The following is a 15,522-nucleotide window of genomic DNA, read 5'->3' on the forward strand; positions in this document are numbered from 1 at the left end:
AAAATTGACACATAGATTTTTGGTTTTTATATGTTAAGATGGTGTTGCTAACCTATTGTTTATAATAAAAACAGCTTATTTTTTTATCAAAAGTATAGGACTAGAAAAAACCTCATAAAGAGGTTTTTTCTAGTCCTATATTTATCTTTGGTGTGAAAATTCAGTTACAAAATTAATTTTGACATAATGCTATGATTCATTTAAATATTTCGTGCTCTTATATGTTGGATGAAGTCTTCAGATTATTTCATGATATATACAATTTTAATGCTTATTTAGTTTTTAATATATAGTATTGTAATTTTGCTAAATTCTTAAAAGGACACATATAAAATTAAATAATGTGTAATATACACTTAATTAATTTTTGGGATTGTAATTTTGAACTAATTTTTTTAATTTATACTCAGTAGCATAAGCATCAGCAGCAATAATTGCATCAAAAACCATTTCTGGTGAAATTTCAAATGGCATATTATGTATAGTTTCACCATCTTGACAGGCAGCTTCAGCCACTTTCATCAATTCTTCTTTACTTGCATCACCTAGGTTCAGATCTTCAAGTGTAGTAGGTAAGCCAAGCTTGATACAGAAATCAATGTAGTTATATAGTTCTTCAGTTGTCCAAGATTCCAATGTCATTTGTACTAATGTGCCAAATGCAACCTTTTCTCCATGCATCAAATCATGAGTCTTATCATGTAAAACAGTAAAACCATTATGGATGGCATGAGCTGCAGCTAACCCCACACTTTCAAATCCAAGGCCACTAAGCAAGGTGTTTGCCTCTATTACGGCTTCAACTGCTGGAGTAACTGTTTTTTGTTTAACTGCTAAAAGAGCAGCTTCTCCATATTGAAATAAGGTATCCCAACAGAGTTCTGCAATCTTAGCAGCTGCTAGGGTAGAGAGTCCTCCAGCCATAGCGGGTTTTCGTGATTCTAAATTTGCTCTAGCTTCAATCCATGTAGCCATTCCGTCTCCAATCCCAGCAGCTAAAAATCTAGATGGAGCTTGTGCAATGACTTGGGAATCTACTAAAATAATATCCGGATTTTTTAAATAAAATTTGTATTTCTCAAATACTCCATCATCAGAGTAAATAACAGAAAGAGAACTGGTTGGTGCATCTGTTGAGGCAATAGTGGGAACGCTTACAACTTTGGCCGAAAGAATTTCTCCTACCGCTTTTGCTGTGTCTACTGATTTACCACCACCTATACCAATGATTACATCAGCACCAAATTCTTTTCCTATTTTCTCAATTCTTGCAATTTCATTTTCAGAACTTTCGCCATTAAAACCGACTTTTTCAAAGCTTAGATTTTGTTTGTGAAAGCTTTCCATAACTTTTTCACCAACAAGATGCCAAACACATTCATCTGCAATAACTAATAAATTGGTTCCTAGAGGTTTTACATACTCTCCGATTTTTTCAATTACATTTCTTCCCTGAATATATTTTTGCGGGCTAATTAGGATACGTTCCATGATAATCACTCCTTGATTTTTTGTAAGTAAGCTGAAAATCTAGCCTTGAATCTAATGTTATCAAAATTCAGAGTACAGAATTATGAATATTTTATGTATATTTTTCGTCTGTTATATGACGGGTTAAAAGATAGTGTTATGATTATCAAAAATAAAATACTATTTCTTAAGAAAGATGAAATGGGAAAATTAGTATTAAAAACCTATATTATCAGGTTTTGTATAAAAAAACTTATTATGTAATAGTTAGAGTTTTAATAATGAAAATAAAAATACATAAAATGCACTGGTTGAATTTTATGTATTTTTATGCATGTATTATTATGAAATAGGTTCTTATGATACAAAAGATTGAAATTAATATTCATATTACAAATGGTCCACATGCTCGAGCCGTAGCTATACTTATAGCAAAATTGAGCGGAATACTTTTAACGATGAATCTATTCATGAAACACAATCATTATTAGACCAATTGACTCTTGAAAAGAAAAGAATAACGTATTTAGAAAGTGAATTGTCGAAATATAAAAAACTAAACAACTCTTTTCCAGACATTATTATTTATAGTGACACTTTAATGAAGACGCTCTTTGTTGCGAATAAAGTGGCAGAATTAGATTCTACGATTCTTATTACTGGAGAGAGTGAAACAGGAAAAGAACTTATAGGTAAAGGTATCCATAAAGCTGTTTTCAGAAAGGATAAGTCGTCTATTCTAGTAAATTGTGCGGCTATCCCCCCTAATTTAATTGAAAGTGAGCTATTTGAGCATGAAAAAGGAGTATTCACTGGAGCACTTCACATGAGGAAAGGGAAATTTGAGCAAGCAAAGATTGGAACAATCTTTTTAGATGAAATTGGAGGCTTAAAGCTAAATGTCCAAGTAAAATCATTATAGGTTTTTATAATAAAAGGGAATTGTAGTAGGGAATAAAACTAGAAAATTAAATGTTAGGGTACTAGCGGCGACTAATGGAAAGGAATAGATGCCATGAAAAAATTTATTAATAATCCAGAAAAAGTAGTTAGGGATATGATTGACGGAATGTTGTTTGCACATTCTGATAAACTACAAAATATGGCTGAAACAAATATAATTATTCGAGCTAATAGTCCATTTCAAGGAAAAGTGGCAATTATCAGCGGAGGCGGGAGTGGTCATGAACCAGCGCATATAGGATTTGTTGGTAAAGGAATGCTTGATGCTGCTGTAATGGGCGAAATTTTTACTTCTCCTACACCAGACCAGATTTTGAAAGCGATTCAAAAGGTGGATGCTGGAAGTGGGGTTTTATTAATTGTAAAAAACTACTCAGGAGACATAATGAATTTTGAAATGGCTGCTGAAATGGCTGAAGCACAGGGAATCCCAATTGCTACAGTCATTGTTAATGATGATATTGCTATTGACAATAGTTCACACACTATGAGAAGAAGAGGAATTTCTGGAACAATATTTGTACATAAAATAGCTGGAGCGATGGCTGAGAAAGGGGCATCGCTTAAAGAAGTTGAAGATGTTGCAAATAAAGTAATTGCTAATATAGGTAGTATGGGCATGGCATTAAAAACGTGTACTATACCTGGAGCTGGTACAGTTGGTTATAAAATTGGTGAAAATGAAGTAGAGGTTGGTATAGGTATCCACGGTGAACCTGGAACTCATCGTATTAGTATGATAGCAGCTAATAAAATGGCTGAACTCCTTTTAGAGCATATTTTAAGTGATATGCAATTGAAGATTGGTGACAAAGTTGCAGTAATGGTAAACGGCTTAGGGGGAACGCCGTTAATGGAATTATATGTTTTAAATAAAATGATTAACACCATATTAAACAAAATTGGTATCGATATCTGTAAAACATATGTTGGAGAATACATGACAGCAATTGATATGGACGGTTTTTCTATTACTTTATTAAAACTAGATGAACAATTAACTGCTTTGCTTAATGATCCAGCAAATACGACTAACTGGCGTGTACAATAGGAGGGCCAACATGTATATTACACCAAGACATATCATCAATTGGATGCAACTTACTGCAAAACAACTTGAGTATCAAAAAAAAAATCTAACGCAACTTGATCAATTCATAGGTGATGGAGATCATGGTATTAATATGAATAGAGGGTTTAAAGAGGTTGAAAAAAAGATATCATATACAGCTTATGATGATATTGGAAATGTATTTCAGGATATTGGAATGATACTTATTTCAAAGGTTGGAGGTGCATCAGGGCCTTTATATGGAACAGCCTTTTTGAGGGCTGGCAGTGTTTTGAAAGGGAAAAATAAAATTACAATCAATGAATTGGGGGTTGCTTTTCAAGAATCTGTAAATGGCATCTGTCTAAGAGGAAAAACTCAGATAGGAGATAAAACAATGCTTGATGTTTGGGATCCTGTTTTGAAGTATATCCAAAGAAATGGAGAAAAAATAAAACCTATTGGTCTTATCATTTTTGCAAGAGAACAAATGGAAAAAACTAAGCCATTATTAGCTAAAAAAGGACGTGCTTCTTTTCTAGGAGAAAGGTCTATTGGTCATTTAGATCCAGGAGCAGTCTCATCTTTTATTATCTTTGAAACTCTATGTTTATCTCTTATAGGTGAAAAAGATATTGTTAATGAACTTAGGGAGCAATTGTGATGAGTAATGCAGGAATTGCTTTAGTTTCTCTTGTTTATCTACTAGTTAAGAGATTTAAAAGCTTTACTCGCCCAATTAAGTTCCAGTGTTTTAAAAGTTTCTGCAGGAGTAGTAGATAACGATAAGTAGGTAGAAGCGTCAGATAAATTCAAGAGGTTATTTATAATGAACGAGTTGTAATTGTATTCCTAAATTTTGGGGGCGCTCTAATTAAGAGTGATTAAATCAAAATAGCAGATCCAATATTAATAGAGGGTCCTACGTAGCGATTGTTGAATTAGGGATTGGCAAAACATTAGAAAAAATATATAAGATTTAAGGCTGTACTTGAAGCGAAAACCATTATAAAAATATAAAAGGAGCTAATCTTATGAGAATCGAAAGAAAATTAATTGTAACTCGTAAGGATGGAATTCATGCAAAATCAGCAAGTGAAATTGTAGATGGCTTAAGGGATTATGATTGTTCGGTGCAGTTTATATTTAAAGATAAAAAAGTTAATGCAAAAAGTACTCTTCAACTAATTGATTTAGCAGTAAAAAGAGGAGCAGAAATACATGTAATTCTTGATGGGAAAGATGCTGATGATGCCCTTGTATTTATACAATGGTTTTTGAAATAACAAAGGGGGTCATAAATATGTCTCCATTTATGGGGGAATTAATTGGAACCTTGGTTCTTATTTTATTAGGGAACGGCGTTGTAGCAGGTACTTTGCTGAAAAAATCCAAAGCACAAAATTCCGGATGGGTTGCAATTACTCTTGGCTGGGGATTAGCAGTTACATTCGCTATATATATAGTAGATAACATAAGTGGTGCGCATTTGAATCCTGCAGTTACAATTGCTTTTGCTTGTATAGGGCTATTTCCTTGGAGTGAAGTTCCTTCCTATATTGGTGCACAGTTGATGGGGGCTTTTTTAGGTTCAATATTTGTCTGGCTCCAGTATTTTCCGCATTGGAAAGAAACTAAAAATCAAGAAATTATATTGTCGGTGTTTTCTACAAGCCCTGCAATAAAAAGTTGGCCGTCCAATTTGTTAAGTGAAATTATTGGCACTGCAGTATTTGTATTTTCAATTTTAGCTATGAGTCATAATAAAGTTATAGATGGACTACTTCCAATAATAATAGGAGCGTTAATAGTATCTATAGGTTTATCTCTTGGTGGAACAACTGGATTTGCTTTAAATCCAGCTCGAGATTTTGGCCCAAGACTAGCACATCAAATCTTACCAATATGTAATAAAGGCTCTTCGGATTGGGGATACGCATGGATTCCCATAATTGGTAGTACCATAGGAGGAATCATAGGAGCTATATGTTTTCAATTGATTTATTAAGCAATTAATATATTAAACTTCAATTAGAAATCGATTAGTTAACCACGTTTACTATCGATCATATAATGCAAAGGGGTATTTAAGTAAAAAATGTATGCTAAAAAATCACTATATATTTCTTATAATGTGGAATTGTTTTATTCATAAAATGTTCAATTTATATCCATTGTGAAAAAATTCACAATGGATATAATGAATATATAACCGTTGTAGAGGGTGATAGTGGTTTTATTCTTTTGAGAACTGATAAACGAGCTGCTTTTATATTGTTATATTCATGTGTTTTTTTACAAATATTATTATTATTTGATACATATTCTCTTTAAAGTTGAGCAAATATCCAATCTAAGCAAGATCAAAAATACCAATGCCAAATATTCTTTTGCGACGAATCAACTCTTTTATCAAATTTCTGTCTCCAACTACAAACTGTTTTCTAGATAGCTATCTTTAGCAAACTTCTGACTCGTAAGAGGGGGTTATTGTTTTTTTGTTTGTTATTTTGTATGCAGGCGATATAAATCATCTTATCAGATAGAACGGCAATGTTTTTAGTAAGTGGAATCGATTTCATTATACGAATAACAGTGCTTTTCTTTATTTGGGAAAAGGATAAATATGTATAGTCTGTCATTCAATTGAACTTTTGGTGAGTAACATGTGCGTAATTAAAAACTTACATGGTATTTTTATCATTCGAAAGAACTTTAAATTGATTTCTGTCATGTTTGTTTGCAGTGATAATCATGTTTTTCGAGATAAACGCTTTCCTTATCAATGAGGCAATTCGCAAGTGGAGTTTTACTCCTATTTTGGTTTGACGCAACTCAGTCTATTTATAGTTGATTAGGTTTAGAGTAAGTGTATTTGAAACAAAGATTTTCAACGGTATGTTCTTTCTATATTTTGAAAGCGTTTTCTTGTGGTGAGTTATTTTATAAGATTATGAACCTTTTACCTAAGAAATTATGTGTTTTAAGTAATGATTTGAAAAATGATGAATTGGAGATTCACAAACACATTTTTAGTAGTAAACAAAATTTTATAAAAGAAGTGAGATTTAAATAGCCTAGGAGGTGGTTTTCTCAAGGATAGAAAAAGTTGGTTTTTAATAGTTAAAGATTGATGAAATGAAGAAGAAAAGTTGTGTTGGTTGCGTCAATTCAGAAAAAATTAGGATGAAATATTTAGGAGGTAGAGAGATGGTAGGGATTATCCTAGCAAGCCATGGCCAATTTGCTGAAGGCATTTTACAATCTGGCGCAATGATTTTTGGAGAGCAAGAGAATGTTAAGGCTGTTACCTTAATGCCAAACGAAGGGCCAGACGATTTGAGAGCAAAAATGGAAGCAGCAGTTGCATCTTTTGATAATCAAGATGAGGTATTATTTTTAGTCGATCTATGGGGCGGTACTCCATTCAATCAAGCTAATGGCTTGTATGAAGAACACAAAGACAATTGGGCAATCGTTGCTGGTTTAAACTTACCAATGGTGATTGAAGCTTATGCATCCCGTTTATCAATTACGTCTGCTCAAGAGATCGCAGCACAAATCGTTAAAACAGCAAAAGAAGGGATCAGGATTAAACCTGAAGAGCTGGAACCCAAAGAAAATACTGATATCGCAGTTGCAAAAGATGGAAAAGCAAATGGCAGACTTGCTCCCGGTACAGTAGTTGGTGATGGGAAAATCAAGTTCGTTTTAGTCCGTGTGGATTCTCGTTTATTGCATGGTCAGGTAGCGACTGCATGGACAAAGTCTACACAACCAAATCGTATTATCGTAGTTTCAGATGCAGTGTCTAAAGACGATCTTCGTAAAAAATTAATCGAACAGGCGGCACCACCAGGGGTTAAGGCCAATGTTATTCCAATCAGCAAAATGATTGAAGTTGAAAAAGATCCCCGTTTTGGTAATACTAATGCACTGGTATTATTTGAAAACCCACTAGATATCCTGAGAGTTATAGAGGGTGGCGTGGATATTAAAGAAGTTAACGTTGGTTCTATGGCTCATTCAACTGGAAAGGTTGTTGTTAATAAGGTTCTTTCTATGGGAAGAGAAGATGTAGAGGCTTTCGAGAAAATGAAAGCAAAAGGCATTCATTTTGATGTACGTAAAGTACCTAATGATTCTCGTGCAAATATGGATGATATTCTAAAAAAAGCGAAGGTTGAATTATCGTAGTTACATAGTAAATGTAAATGAAATGGGGGATCATAATGTCTACTATAGAAATAATTTTAGTGATACTAATTGCATTTCTAGCCGGTATGGAAGGAATATTAGATGAATTTCAATTCCATCAACCACTAGTGGCATGTACACTAATTGGATTAGTAACAGGTAACCTGGAGGCTGGCATTGTTCTTGGCGGTACACTTCAAATGATTGCACTTGGATGGGCAAATATTGGAGCAGCCGTAGCGCCAGATGCTGCATTGGCATCAGTTGCATCAGCGATCATTTTAGTATTAGGCGGACAAGGTGTTAGCGGTGTTGCATCAGCAATTGCAGTAGCGGTACCACTTGCAGTAGCAGGACTTTTCTTAACAATGATTGTTCGTACACTTGCTGTTCCTATTGTTCACATGATGGATACGGCAGCTGAAGAAGGAAATATAAAAAAAATTGAAGTGTTACACATCGCTGCGGTGTGTTTACAGGGTATCCGAATTGCAATTCCTGCCGGAGCACTTTTATTTATCCCTGCACAAAGCGTTCAAGGATTCTTGGAATCAATGCCTGCATGGTTAACTGATGGAATGGCTATTGGTGGGGGAATGGTTGTTGCTGTTGGTTATGCATTAGTTATTAATATGATGGCAACAAAAGAAGTATGGCCATTCTTTATTATTGGTTTCGTAATAGCTGCAATTTCTCAATTAACACTTATTGCTCTTGGTGCATTGGGTGTGGCTTTAGCTCTTATTTATTTGAGTCTTTCTAAAATGGGTGGTTCTTCAAATGGTGGTGGAGGTAACTCTGGTGACCCGCTTGACGATATCTTAAACGATTATTAATTCAGGAGGAGGAGAAGACAAATGGCAGAAAAAATTCAATTAACAAAAAGAGATCGTTTAGCCGTTGCATGGCGATCTACATTTATTCAGGGTTCTTGGAACTACGAACGTATGCAGAATGGTGGTTGGGCCTTCTCGATGATTCCAGCGATTAAAAAGTTATATAAATCAAAAGAAGATCGAAAAGCAGCATTAAAACGTCACTTGGAATTCTTCAATACACATCCTTATATTGCTTCACCAATTCTAGGAGTTACATTAGCACTCGAAGAAGAACGTGCTAATGGTGCAGAAGTTGATGATGTGGCAATTCAGGGGGTTAAAGTTGGAATGATGGGTCCTTTAGCCGGCGTTGGTGATCCGGTATTCTGGTTTACTTTACGTCCAATGTTAGGTGCTTTAGGAGCATCATTAGCAATGGGGGGGAATATCCTTGGGCCAATCCTTTTCTTCTTAGCTTGGAATCTGGTTCGTTGGGGATTTATGTGGTATACACAAGAATTTGGTTATAAAGCCGGTTCTAAAATCACTGATGATCTTTCAGGTGGATTATTACAAGATATTACAAAAGGAGCATCAATCCTTGGTATGTTTGTACTTGCAGCCTTGGTGGAACGATGGGTATCAATTAAATTCAAGCCAGTTGTATCTGAAGTTCAGTTAGATAAAGGTGCGTATGTTGAGTGGGACAAACTTCCTAGAAATGGTGAAGGGATTCGTCAATCTTTTGAACAAGTAAACTCAGGAATGGCACTGTCACCTACGAAAGTAACTACCTTGCAAGATAACTTAGATCAATTAATTCCTGGTTTAGCTGCATTGCTTCTGACATTTTTCTGCATGTGGTTGCTGAAGAAAAAGGTCAGCCCAATTGTTATTATTCTTTCATTATTCGTAGTTGGGGTAGTTGGTCACGTAATCGGACTTTTATAATTTAAGTTGCTCACGTTTTCAATTCTTAAAATTTAATATTTAGGAATTGTTGAGATTAAAGTATAGGTTAGTAGCCTGTGAATCGATAATAGTTCGTATACAAAAAGTGGCTGGGGATTATCGCTTCAGCCACTTTTTGTATTGACTTAATTGTTTGAAGTTATGAATTATAAATAGGATAAATGAAATGGAGTGGATATGATGATTCAATCAATTAATACAAAGGTAGATTTAGTAATAGATGCTACCGCTTTTACGGGACTTACGGACTATGGGAAAATTATGATTGGTGATAAAGGGTTTGAATTTTATAATTCTCGTGATACGCGTAAATTTATTCAAATTCCGTGGGAGGAGGTAGATTACGTTATAGCTTCTGTAATGTTTAAGGGGAAATGGATTCCACGTTATGCTATTGAAACCAAGAGAAATGGAATCTTCACCTTTTCTTCTAAGGAACCTAAGAAAGTTCTTCGGGCTATACGAGAATATGTAGATCCAGGTCATATGGCACAATCTCTAAGTTTCTATGATGTTATTAAACGTGGTCTTAAATCGCTAGGTAAAAAGAAATAATAAAATGAAAAGAAGGGTGTATTTTTTATATAGGAGCTAACATGATTTTGGTGTAAAAATAGATTAACTGATTATGCTCCTTTTTAGAGTCATACTATCAGTATGTTCAAGATTAAGATATTAGTTGTAAGAGCCTTGGGATTTTTGCACCAGAACCGTTGTATACACTAAAGGTTATTTATGTTATTTAATTATATTTTTGCAATCGTGCTGTGTTATAATTCTGAAATACTGATATATCTAGTAGGACTTAAAGATTTCGGTTTATCATACGAAGTGGAAAATTAATCTATTATATTTGAGGGTCAGGCTATGATTATTTAAACTATTATTCACACTATTATTTAGACTAAAAGAAGTACAAGGAGGAAGGTATATCTATTAAAGTAGTGAGATATACCAAATTCAAAATGAATATTAAATTTAATAAAAAAGTAGTAGCATTCACGGCAGGATTAACGGTATTATCTTCACCATTGATATCGTTTGCAGAGGAACAACAATTAGTAAACAATAAGCAACCTACAAACGTTCAGGAACAAAGTAAAACAACATCAGATGAACAGGCTTTAAAAAGTATTGAAGCTAGTTTTGAAGAGGTAGACGGACGTGGTGGAGGTACTGTCGACAATAAGAAAGTAGATAGTCTTCAACGTTCAGAAGGTATTCATGAAGAAACAGGTACACTAACTGTTCCTAACAATTCAAACAGAACAAAACGTAGTCTGTCTCCCATATCACCTAGCACCTCTAGTACAATAAATGGTGTTCCATTCACGGAATGGATTGTTCCAGCAGGTAACGATAATATTCGTCCTCAAAACTATATGAGTCCAAAGTATATTACAATTCATGAGACTGATAATACAAGTGTAGGAGCAGGTGCTAGAAACCACGCTCAATACCTATATAACCAAGCAGTAGGGAACACAGATCGAGCTGCATCGTGGCATTTTACAGTAGACGATAAAGAGATTTATCAACATCTACCATTAAACGAGAACGGATGGCACGCAGGAGACGGTGATGGTCCAGGGAATAGAGAATCTATTGCAATTGAAATCGCAGTTAATAGTGACGGAAACTACAGTAAAGCGGTAGATAACGCTAAGAAACTTGTAGCTTATTTAATGAAAGAAACTGGTGTACCGTTAAATAACATTGTAAAACATCAAAAATGGAGCGGTAAAATATGCCCTGCCAACATGATTAATAATGGGCAATGGGATGTATTCGTAAATAGCGTTGAGGGGTATTATAATAATCTTTATCAACCAAAAGATGACATTACAGGAGGTTGGTATGAAGAAGCTATTCGAGAGTTAAATAGAAGGGGTATTATGATAGGGGAAGGAAACGGAGTTTTCGCACCCAATAGAGCGATAACAAGAGCCGAATTTGCTCAATTAATCTCTAAATCTCTAAACCTGTCAGCTGGAGATGCTTCATTTAGAGACCTAAACGATGCAAATTCAACTTTACGAGATGGTATTAAACGTACTGCAAGTGCAGGTATCATTCAAGGTAGAGGAGATGGTTATTTTGACCCAAACACACCTATTACAAGAGAAGAATCAGCAATTATTGTAAACAAGGCTTTACAGTATAAAGGTATATGGGGACCAGTTGTAAACCTACCATTCTCAGACAAAGACCAAATTATTTATAAAGAAGACGTACAAAGACTGTATGGCCTAGGTATTGTAAAAGGTAAGGGTGACAATCAATACGACCCTAAGGGAACAACAACTCGTGGTGAGACAGCAACATTCATTCTAAATATGCTACAAGTAATTGAAAATGGTAGTGTTGAAAAGGTAATTGGAACGGCTCAAATTAATGGTATTGGGGTAAATGTTCGAAGCGGATCAGGGACAAACTATTCTATTGTTAGAAAGACAAGTAAAGGCGAAAAAGTTACAGTATATGAAGAAAAGAACGGCTGGCTAAGAATTGGAACAGGGCAGTGGATTTATTATGACTCTAGTTATATCGACTATAACAGATTATAAAAGACTTAATAGTTAAAAGAACAGGTCATATTTGGATATATAACTTACTCTTAGGTTGTGAAGAAGACTTTCTCCACAACCTGTTTTTGTGCCTAGCCCTCTCTTTACCTACCAATACTGATAAAAAGAGGAAATTCATTATGATGGGGCATCGGAAAATCAACATAATTAGCGTGTATACAATTAAAAACTAATGTTTTTCTAATAATTAAGTAGAGGTCACCATACATGCCCATCCAGCTCATATTTTGAAATACCCCAAAACGAAAAAATGAGCTTTATTGTTACAAGTTAACATAAGATTTCGTTCTGGGGTTACTATAAAATTTTAGCATAATAGCGATGTGTTAGTTCTAAAAACTCAAGAAAGCTTTAGAATACTATTATAGTTGGTCAAGCACATGAACTAGACATCTAATTATTTCAGAGGATTTCTCGATTTGCTCTGCATCAAAATCTGAAAGGTTCGCATTAAGAATATGTTTTAGTTTTTTCTCTCTTTCTAAGTGACAATTTAAACCACTAGGCGTAAGTTGAACGTTGACAACTCTCCGGTCGTTATTTGAACGAACACGCTCAACGTAACCAGCCTGTTGTAATCCATTGATTAATTGAGTAATACCAGCGGCGGTAGTTTCTGCTCGATCAGCTAATTCTTTGACTGACAATTCGCCTTCTTCAGCTAATACTTTAAGGGTTCGAGCATGGACCATTGAAACGGCCCCTAATGTACGAGTAGCTCGCCCTCTTAAACGTCCATCGGCTGCAGTTAGACTATATATAGCCTGACTAAGTTCGTCTATCGCAGTTAACTTATTTGAAGAATTTGTCATAACATCACCATTTTCTCATTAACTAAGTACTTAATTATATTAAGTTAACATTAACATATGAAAAAGAGTAGAGTCAAATTAAGTAGAGACTGGCTATTCATTTTCTAAGCAATATTATATATGCTCACCTTAAGTCATCAATAAAATAATAAAAAGACTTGGCTCGTAGTCTTGACAAAAGTACATATTATACTTCAATATTTTAATTAAGTACTGAATCGTTAAGTACTTAATTAAAAATAAAAAAGATGATTATTATGACTCAACGTTCACAATCTCAAGGATGGGCTTTAGATATAGCTCTTTCACTTGGTGGGTTTGATGCTTTGCATCCTGAAGCAAAGGCAACTATGGACAGTTAGGGCACGACCACACTGATTTTGATAAAATTTTTTCTCAAGTAAAGAGTGGAGCAATGATACCAAAAGCATGGGCGACGGTTGCTTCTCAGGCTCAAGAACGTGCAAAACATTATGAACAAAAGGGATTCACTGTTACTGCTCGTGATCTATATCAGCGAGCTGCTGTTATGTGGGGACGTGCACAATACTCATATTTTAATGATGATCCACGAAAATTGGCATTTCGAGAGCGTTGTAACGAATGTGTGGCAGCTATTTCATCACTTGGAGGAGGAACGGTACAACGTATAGTACTAGAATTTGAAGGCAAACAGATATATGCACTCCTTCATTTGCCCTCAGGTGAAGTTCATAATGCACCAGCAGTAATATTAGGTCCAGGTATGGATATGATTAAGGAAGACTATATACAGATTGCGCAACGTTATTATACGTCTCGTGGTATCGTAGCTCTATCAATTGAAGGACCGGGGCAAGGCGAATCTGTATCTGGAGGTCTAAAAGTTGATTTGACTAATTACGAACGCGCCGTTAGTTGTTATATCGATTTTCTATCAAAACGGCCTGAGGTTGATCCAAAGTGTATTGGATTTTTTGGTATCAGTATGAGCGGGTATTGGGGGATGCGAGCTGCTGCGAGTGATAATCGTATAAACGCTATAGCGACTTTTGAAGGTGTATATGGTGAATTTGATACCATCTTTAACAGAGCGCAGCCGAGTTTCAAAGCAAATTTTATGTACATGTCTGGTTACACTGATGAAGTTGCTTTTGAAAACGAATTGAGTAGCCAGATGAATTTGTGGAAATTGGTACCAAAGATTACTTGTCCAGTCTTCATGGGAATAGGAGAATTTGATGAACTTACCCGTTTGGAAGAAGCATTAAGTCTTTATGAGTTTGTAGAAGCACCAAAGGAGATACGCGTCTATGAGAATGAATTTCACCCACTTGGTGGAGTAGCTGCAGAAATTTTTCGTTTTGGTGCAGAGTGGGTGGAATTTGCACTTGAAGGAAACTTTAAAGCTAACCATGATGAGCGTTATTACATGCATCGTGATGGGAGTGTTACTGAAGGGACTGCTTTTCCCACTTATTGGCTTGGTGCCCAGCCGGCGGAAATTAAAGGACGAAAAAAGTGTAATACATTAAATGCTTGTAGTAATTAAAAAATTTATACGGATTAAAAAAGAAAACAAAAAAATAGTATGTAGCTCTTATTTACACTATTTTTTTGTTTTCTTCAAAATTTAGACTCCTCATAATTATGGTCATTGGTGAGGATATTCAAAGTTCGGAAGACTTCGAATTTATGAAAGACATGGAAGAAAGTGCAGGAAATGTTAAATCATTTATAAAGTAGGGACGACATACTATGTTTTTTCTTGAGCACAACTAGCATACATATATTCCCTAGGAATTAAGTCCAGAATGGTGGAGACATATGATCTGAGGAACATGACTGTCATAAAAGGCTAGGTAACATTGGATTGCAAGACAAATCAAAGTTCTTATTTTTGAATTTTTAAGCTGATGGATGTGGGGTTCGCCACATCCATCAGCTTAAAAATTTTATAACGCTCCCAAAACGAGTAAATTGTACATTCTCACCTGGAGATATCAATTTTCTCGTTTTGGGTTGGATTTGTTTACTTAAGTTGATGGGCATGGGATACAGCCGAGATATGTGTAAAAATAGATACATATGGCTAAGTCTATGTAACTATGAAGTATTACTTTTTCATCATGCATGGAGCCTTACAAGTTACTGTCCCCTTGTAAGTTGCCATAATTCCACCAAAATCCGTTACTTTAGTCGAATAAAGAGTTAATATCCCTTTATATCCGTTCTGATCATATGAATAGGTTTGTGCTGGTGATTTTCCCTTTGGATAATGGACATCTACGTACTGCGTTTTAGAATATAAATCACCTGCAAGCAATTCTACTTTAGTAGTTGATGCTGCATTAGCATCTGTCGGAAATGATAGTGCGGTAAAGCTAATACCAAAAGCTAAGGTTGTAGATAGCAATACTGAAAGCGCTTTATTTTTCTTCATGACTTAATCCCCCTTATTAATATTTAGTACAACTTAAACTTACTTTATTTTCCAAACAAACGAAAGAGTTAAATGCATTTCTCATAAAAAGATAGAATTTTCAGTCTTTATTTACCATTTATTATAACGGTGTTACGAAAAGTACTTCAAGGTACAGCATATGTACTTCGATATACGTTCCACATAGTTTATATAAAACAAATCCTATTACGTTGTTAGTGGGACGAGC

General features: G+C 35.0%; 13 protein-coding genes and 1 pseudogene. 11 read left to right on the plus strand and 3 right to left on the minus strand.

Annotated features, from left to right (window positions below; translation table 11 throughout):
• Positions 1–360: 360 nt before the first annotated feature.
• On the minus strand, positions 361–1,491 hold the full coding sequence (locus MHH27_RS29205; RefSeq protein ID WP_340945163.1) for a glycerol dehydrogenase: 1,131 nt from the start codon (positions 1,489–1,491) through the stop codon (positions 361–363).
• A gap of 517 nt (positions 1,492–2,008) precedes the next feature.
• Here MHH27_RS29205 and MHH27_RS29210 point away from each other — a divergent pair.
• From MHH27_RS29210 to MHH27_RS29255, 10 genes are all read left to right on the plus strand, one after another.
• Complete coding sequence (locus MHH27_RS29210; RefSeq protein WP_340945165.1) at positions 2,009–2,392, plus strand: sigma 54-interacting transcriptional regulator; 384 nt, start codon at positions 2,009–2,011, stop codon at positions 2,390–2,392.
• A gap of 93 nt (positions 2,393–2,485) precedes the next feature.
• Complete coding sequence (gene dhaK, locus MHH27_RS29215) at positions 2,486–3,484, plus strand: dihydroxyacetone kinase subunit DhaK (protein ID WP_340945167.1); 999 nt, start codon at positions 2,486–2,488, stop codon at positions 3,482–3,484.
• Positions 3,485–3,494: 10 nt separating this feature from the next.
• Positions 3,495–4,148, plus strand: coding sequence for a dihydroxyacetone kinase subunit DhaL (gene dhaL / locus MHH27_RS29220; protein WP_340945170.1), 654 nt, complete (start codon positions 3,495–3,497; stop codon positions 4,146–4,148).
• A gap of 370 nt (positions 4,149–4,518) precedes the next feature.
• Positions 4,519–4,770 (plus strand): HPr family phosphocarrier protein, encoded by a 252-nt coding sequence (locus MHH27_RS29225; RefSeq protein WP_001217720.1) that lies wholly within the window; start codon positions 4,519–4,521, stop codon positions 4,768–4,770.
• A gap of 17 nt (positions 4,771–4,787) precedes the next feature.
• Positions 4,788–5,492 carry an MIP/aquaporin family protein gene (locus MHH27_RS29230; protein ID WP_098212101.1) on the plus strand — a complete coding sequence of 235 codons (705 nt, stop codon included), beginning with the start codon at positions 4,788–4,790 and terminating at the stop codon, positions 5,490–5,492.
• Positions 5,493–6,694: 1,202 nt separating this feature from the next.
• Entirely contained in the window at positions 6,695–7,681 is a 987-nt protein-coding gene (locus MHH27_RS29235) for a mannose/fructose/sorbose PTS transporter subunit IIA (protein ID WP_340945312.1), read from the plus strand.
• 35 nt (positions 7,682–7,716) lie between these two features.
• Complete coding sequence (locus MHH27_RS29240; RefSeq protein ID WP_000103758.1) at positions 7,717–8,517, plus strand: PTS mannose/fructose/sorbose transporter subunit IIC; 801 nt, start codon at positions 7,717–7,719, stop codon at positions 8,515–8,517.
• A gap of 21 nt (positions 8,518–8,538) precedes the next feature.
• Positions 8,539–9,450 carry a PTS system mannose/fructose/sorbose family transporter subunit IID gene (locus tag MHH27_RS29245; RefSeq protein WP_071714019.1) on the plus strand — a complete coding sequence of 304 codons (912 nt, stop codon included), beginning with the start codon at positions 8,539–8,541 and terminating at the stop codon, positions 9,448–9,450.
• Positions 9,451–9,648: 198 nt separating this feature from the next.
• On the plus strand, positions 9,649–10,026 hold the full coding sequence (locus MHH27_RS29250; RefSeq protein ID WP_002099017.1) for a DUF956 family protein: 378 nt from the start codon (positions 9,649–9,651) through the stop codon (positions 10,024–10,026).
• Positions 10,027–10,436: 410 nt separating this feature from the next.
• Entirely contained in the window at positions 10,437–12,038 is a 1,602-nt protein-coding gene (locus MHH27_RS29255) for an S-layer homology domain-containing protein (RefSeq protein WP_340945175.1), read from the plus strand.
• A gap of 383 nt (positions 12,039–12,421) precedes the next feature.
• On the opposite strand, the gene MHH27_RS29260 is transcribed toward MHH27_RS29255, so the two are convergent.
• Complete coding sequence (locus tag MHH27_RS29260; protein WP_000185335.1) at positions 12,422–12,871, minus strand: MarR family winged helix-turn-helix transcriptional regulator; 450 nt, start codon at positions 12,869–12,871, stop codon at positions 12,422–12,424.
• Between the two features lie 257 nt (positions 12,872–13,128).
• Between MHH27_RS29260 and MHH27_RS29265 the strand changes: the two are divergent.
• A pseudogene (locus MHH27_RS29265) lies at positions 13,129–14,402 on the plus strand (alpha/beta hydrolase).
• Between the two features lie 564 nt (positions 14,403–14,966).
• Here the strand turns inward: MHH27_RS29265 and MHH27_RS29270 are convergent.
• Positions 14,967–15,293: a hypothetical protein gene (locus tag MHH27_RS29270; protein WP_098587907.1), complete on the minus strand. Its 327-nt coding sequence runs from the start codon at positions 15,291–15,293 to the stop codon at positions 14,967–14,969.
• Positions 15,294–15,522 lie beyond the last annotated feature (229 nt).

The organism is Bacillus sp. FSL L8-0152, from assembly GCF_038006365.1.
GTDB classification, from domain to species: domain Bacteria; phylum Bacillota; class Bacilli; order Bacillales; family Bacillaceae_G; genus Bacillus_A; species Bacillus_A cereus.

Coding starts and splice junctions, on each gene's coding strand:
- MHH27_RS29205 (WP_340945163.1), bottom strand. CDS start 1,491: ATGGAACGTATCCTAATTAGCCCGCAAAAATATATTCAGGGAAGAAAT.
- dhaK (WP_340945167.1), top strand. CDS start 2,486: ATGAAAAAATTTATTAATAATCCAGAAAAAGTAGTTAGGGATATGATT.
- dhaL (WP_340945170.1), top strand. CDS start 3,495: ATGTATATTACACCAAGACATATCATCAATTGGATGCAACTTACTGCA.
- MHH27_RS29225 (WP_001217720.1), top strand. CDS start 4,519: ATGAGAATCGAAAGAAAATTAATTGTAACTCGTAAGGATGGAATTCAT.
- MHH27_RS29230 (WP_098212101.1), top strand. CDS start 4,788: ATGTCTCCATTTATGGGGGAATTAATTGGAACCTTGGTTCTTATTTTA.
- MHH27_RS29235 (WP_340945312.1), top strand. CDS start 6,695: ATGGTAGGGATTATCCTAGCAAGCCATGGCCAATTTGCTGAAGGCATT.
- MHH27_RS29240 (WP_000103758.1), top strand. CDS start 7,717: ATGTCTACTATAGAAATAATTTTAGTGATACTAATTGCATTTCTAGCC.
- MHH27_RS29245 (WP_071714019.1), top strand. CDS start 8,539: ATGGCAGAAAAAATTCAATTAACAAAAAGAGATCGTTTAGCCGTTGCA.
- MHH27_RS29250 (WP_002099017.1), top strand. CDS start 9,649: ATGATGATTCAATCAATTAATACAAAGGTAGATTTAGTAATAGATGCT.
- MHH27_RS29255 (WP_340945175.1), top strand. CDS start 10,437: ATGAATATTAAATTTAATAAAAAAGTAGTAGCATTCACGGCAGGATTA.
- MHH27_RS29260 (WP_000185335.1), bottom strand. CDS start 12,871: ATGACAAATTCTTCAAATAAGTTAACTGCGATAGACGAACTTAGTCAG.
- MHH27_RS29270 (WP_098587907.1), bottom strand. CDS start 15,293: ATGAAGAAAAATAAAGCGCTTTCAGTATTGCTATCTACAACCTTAGCT.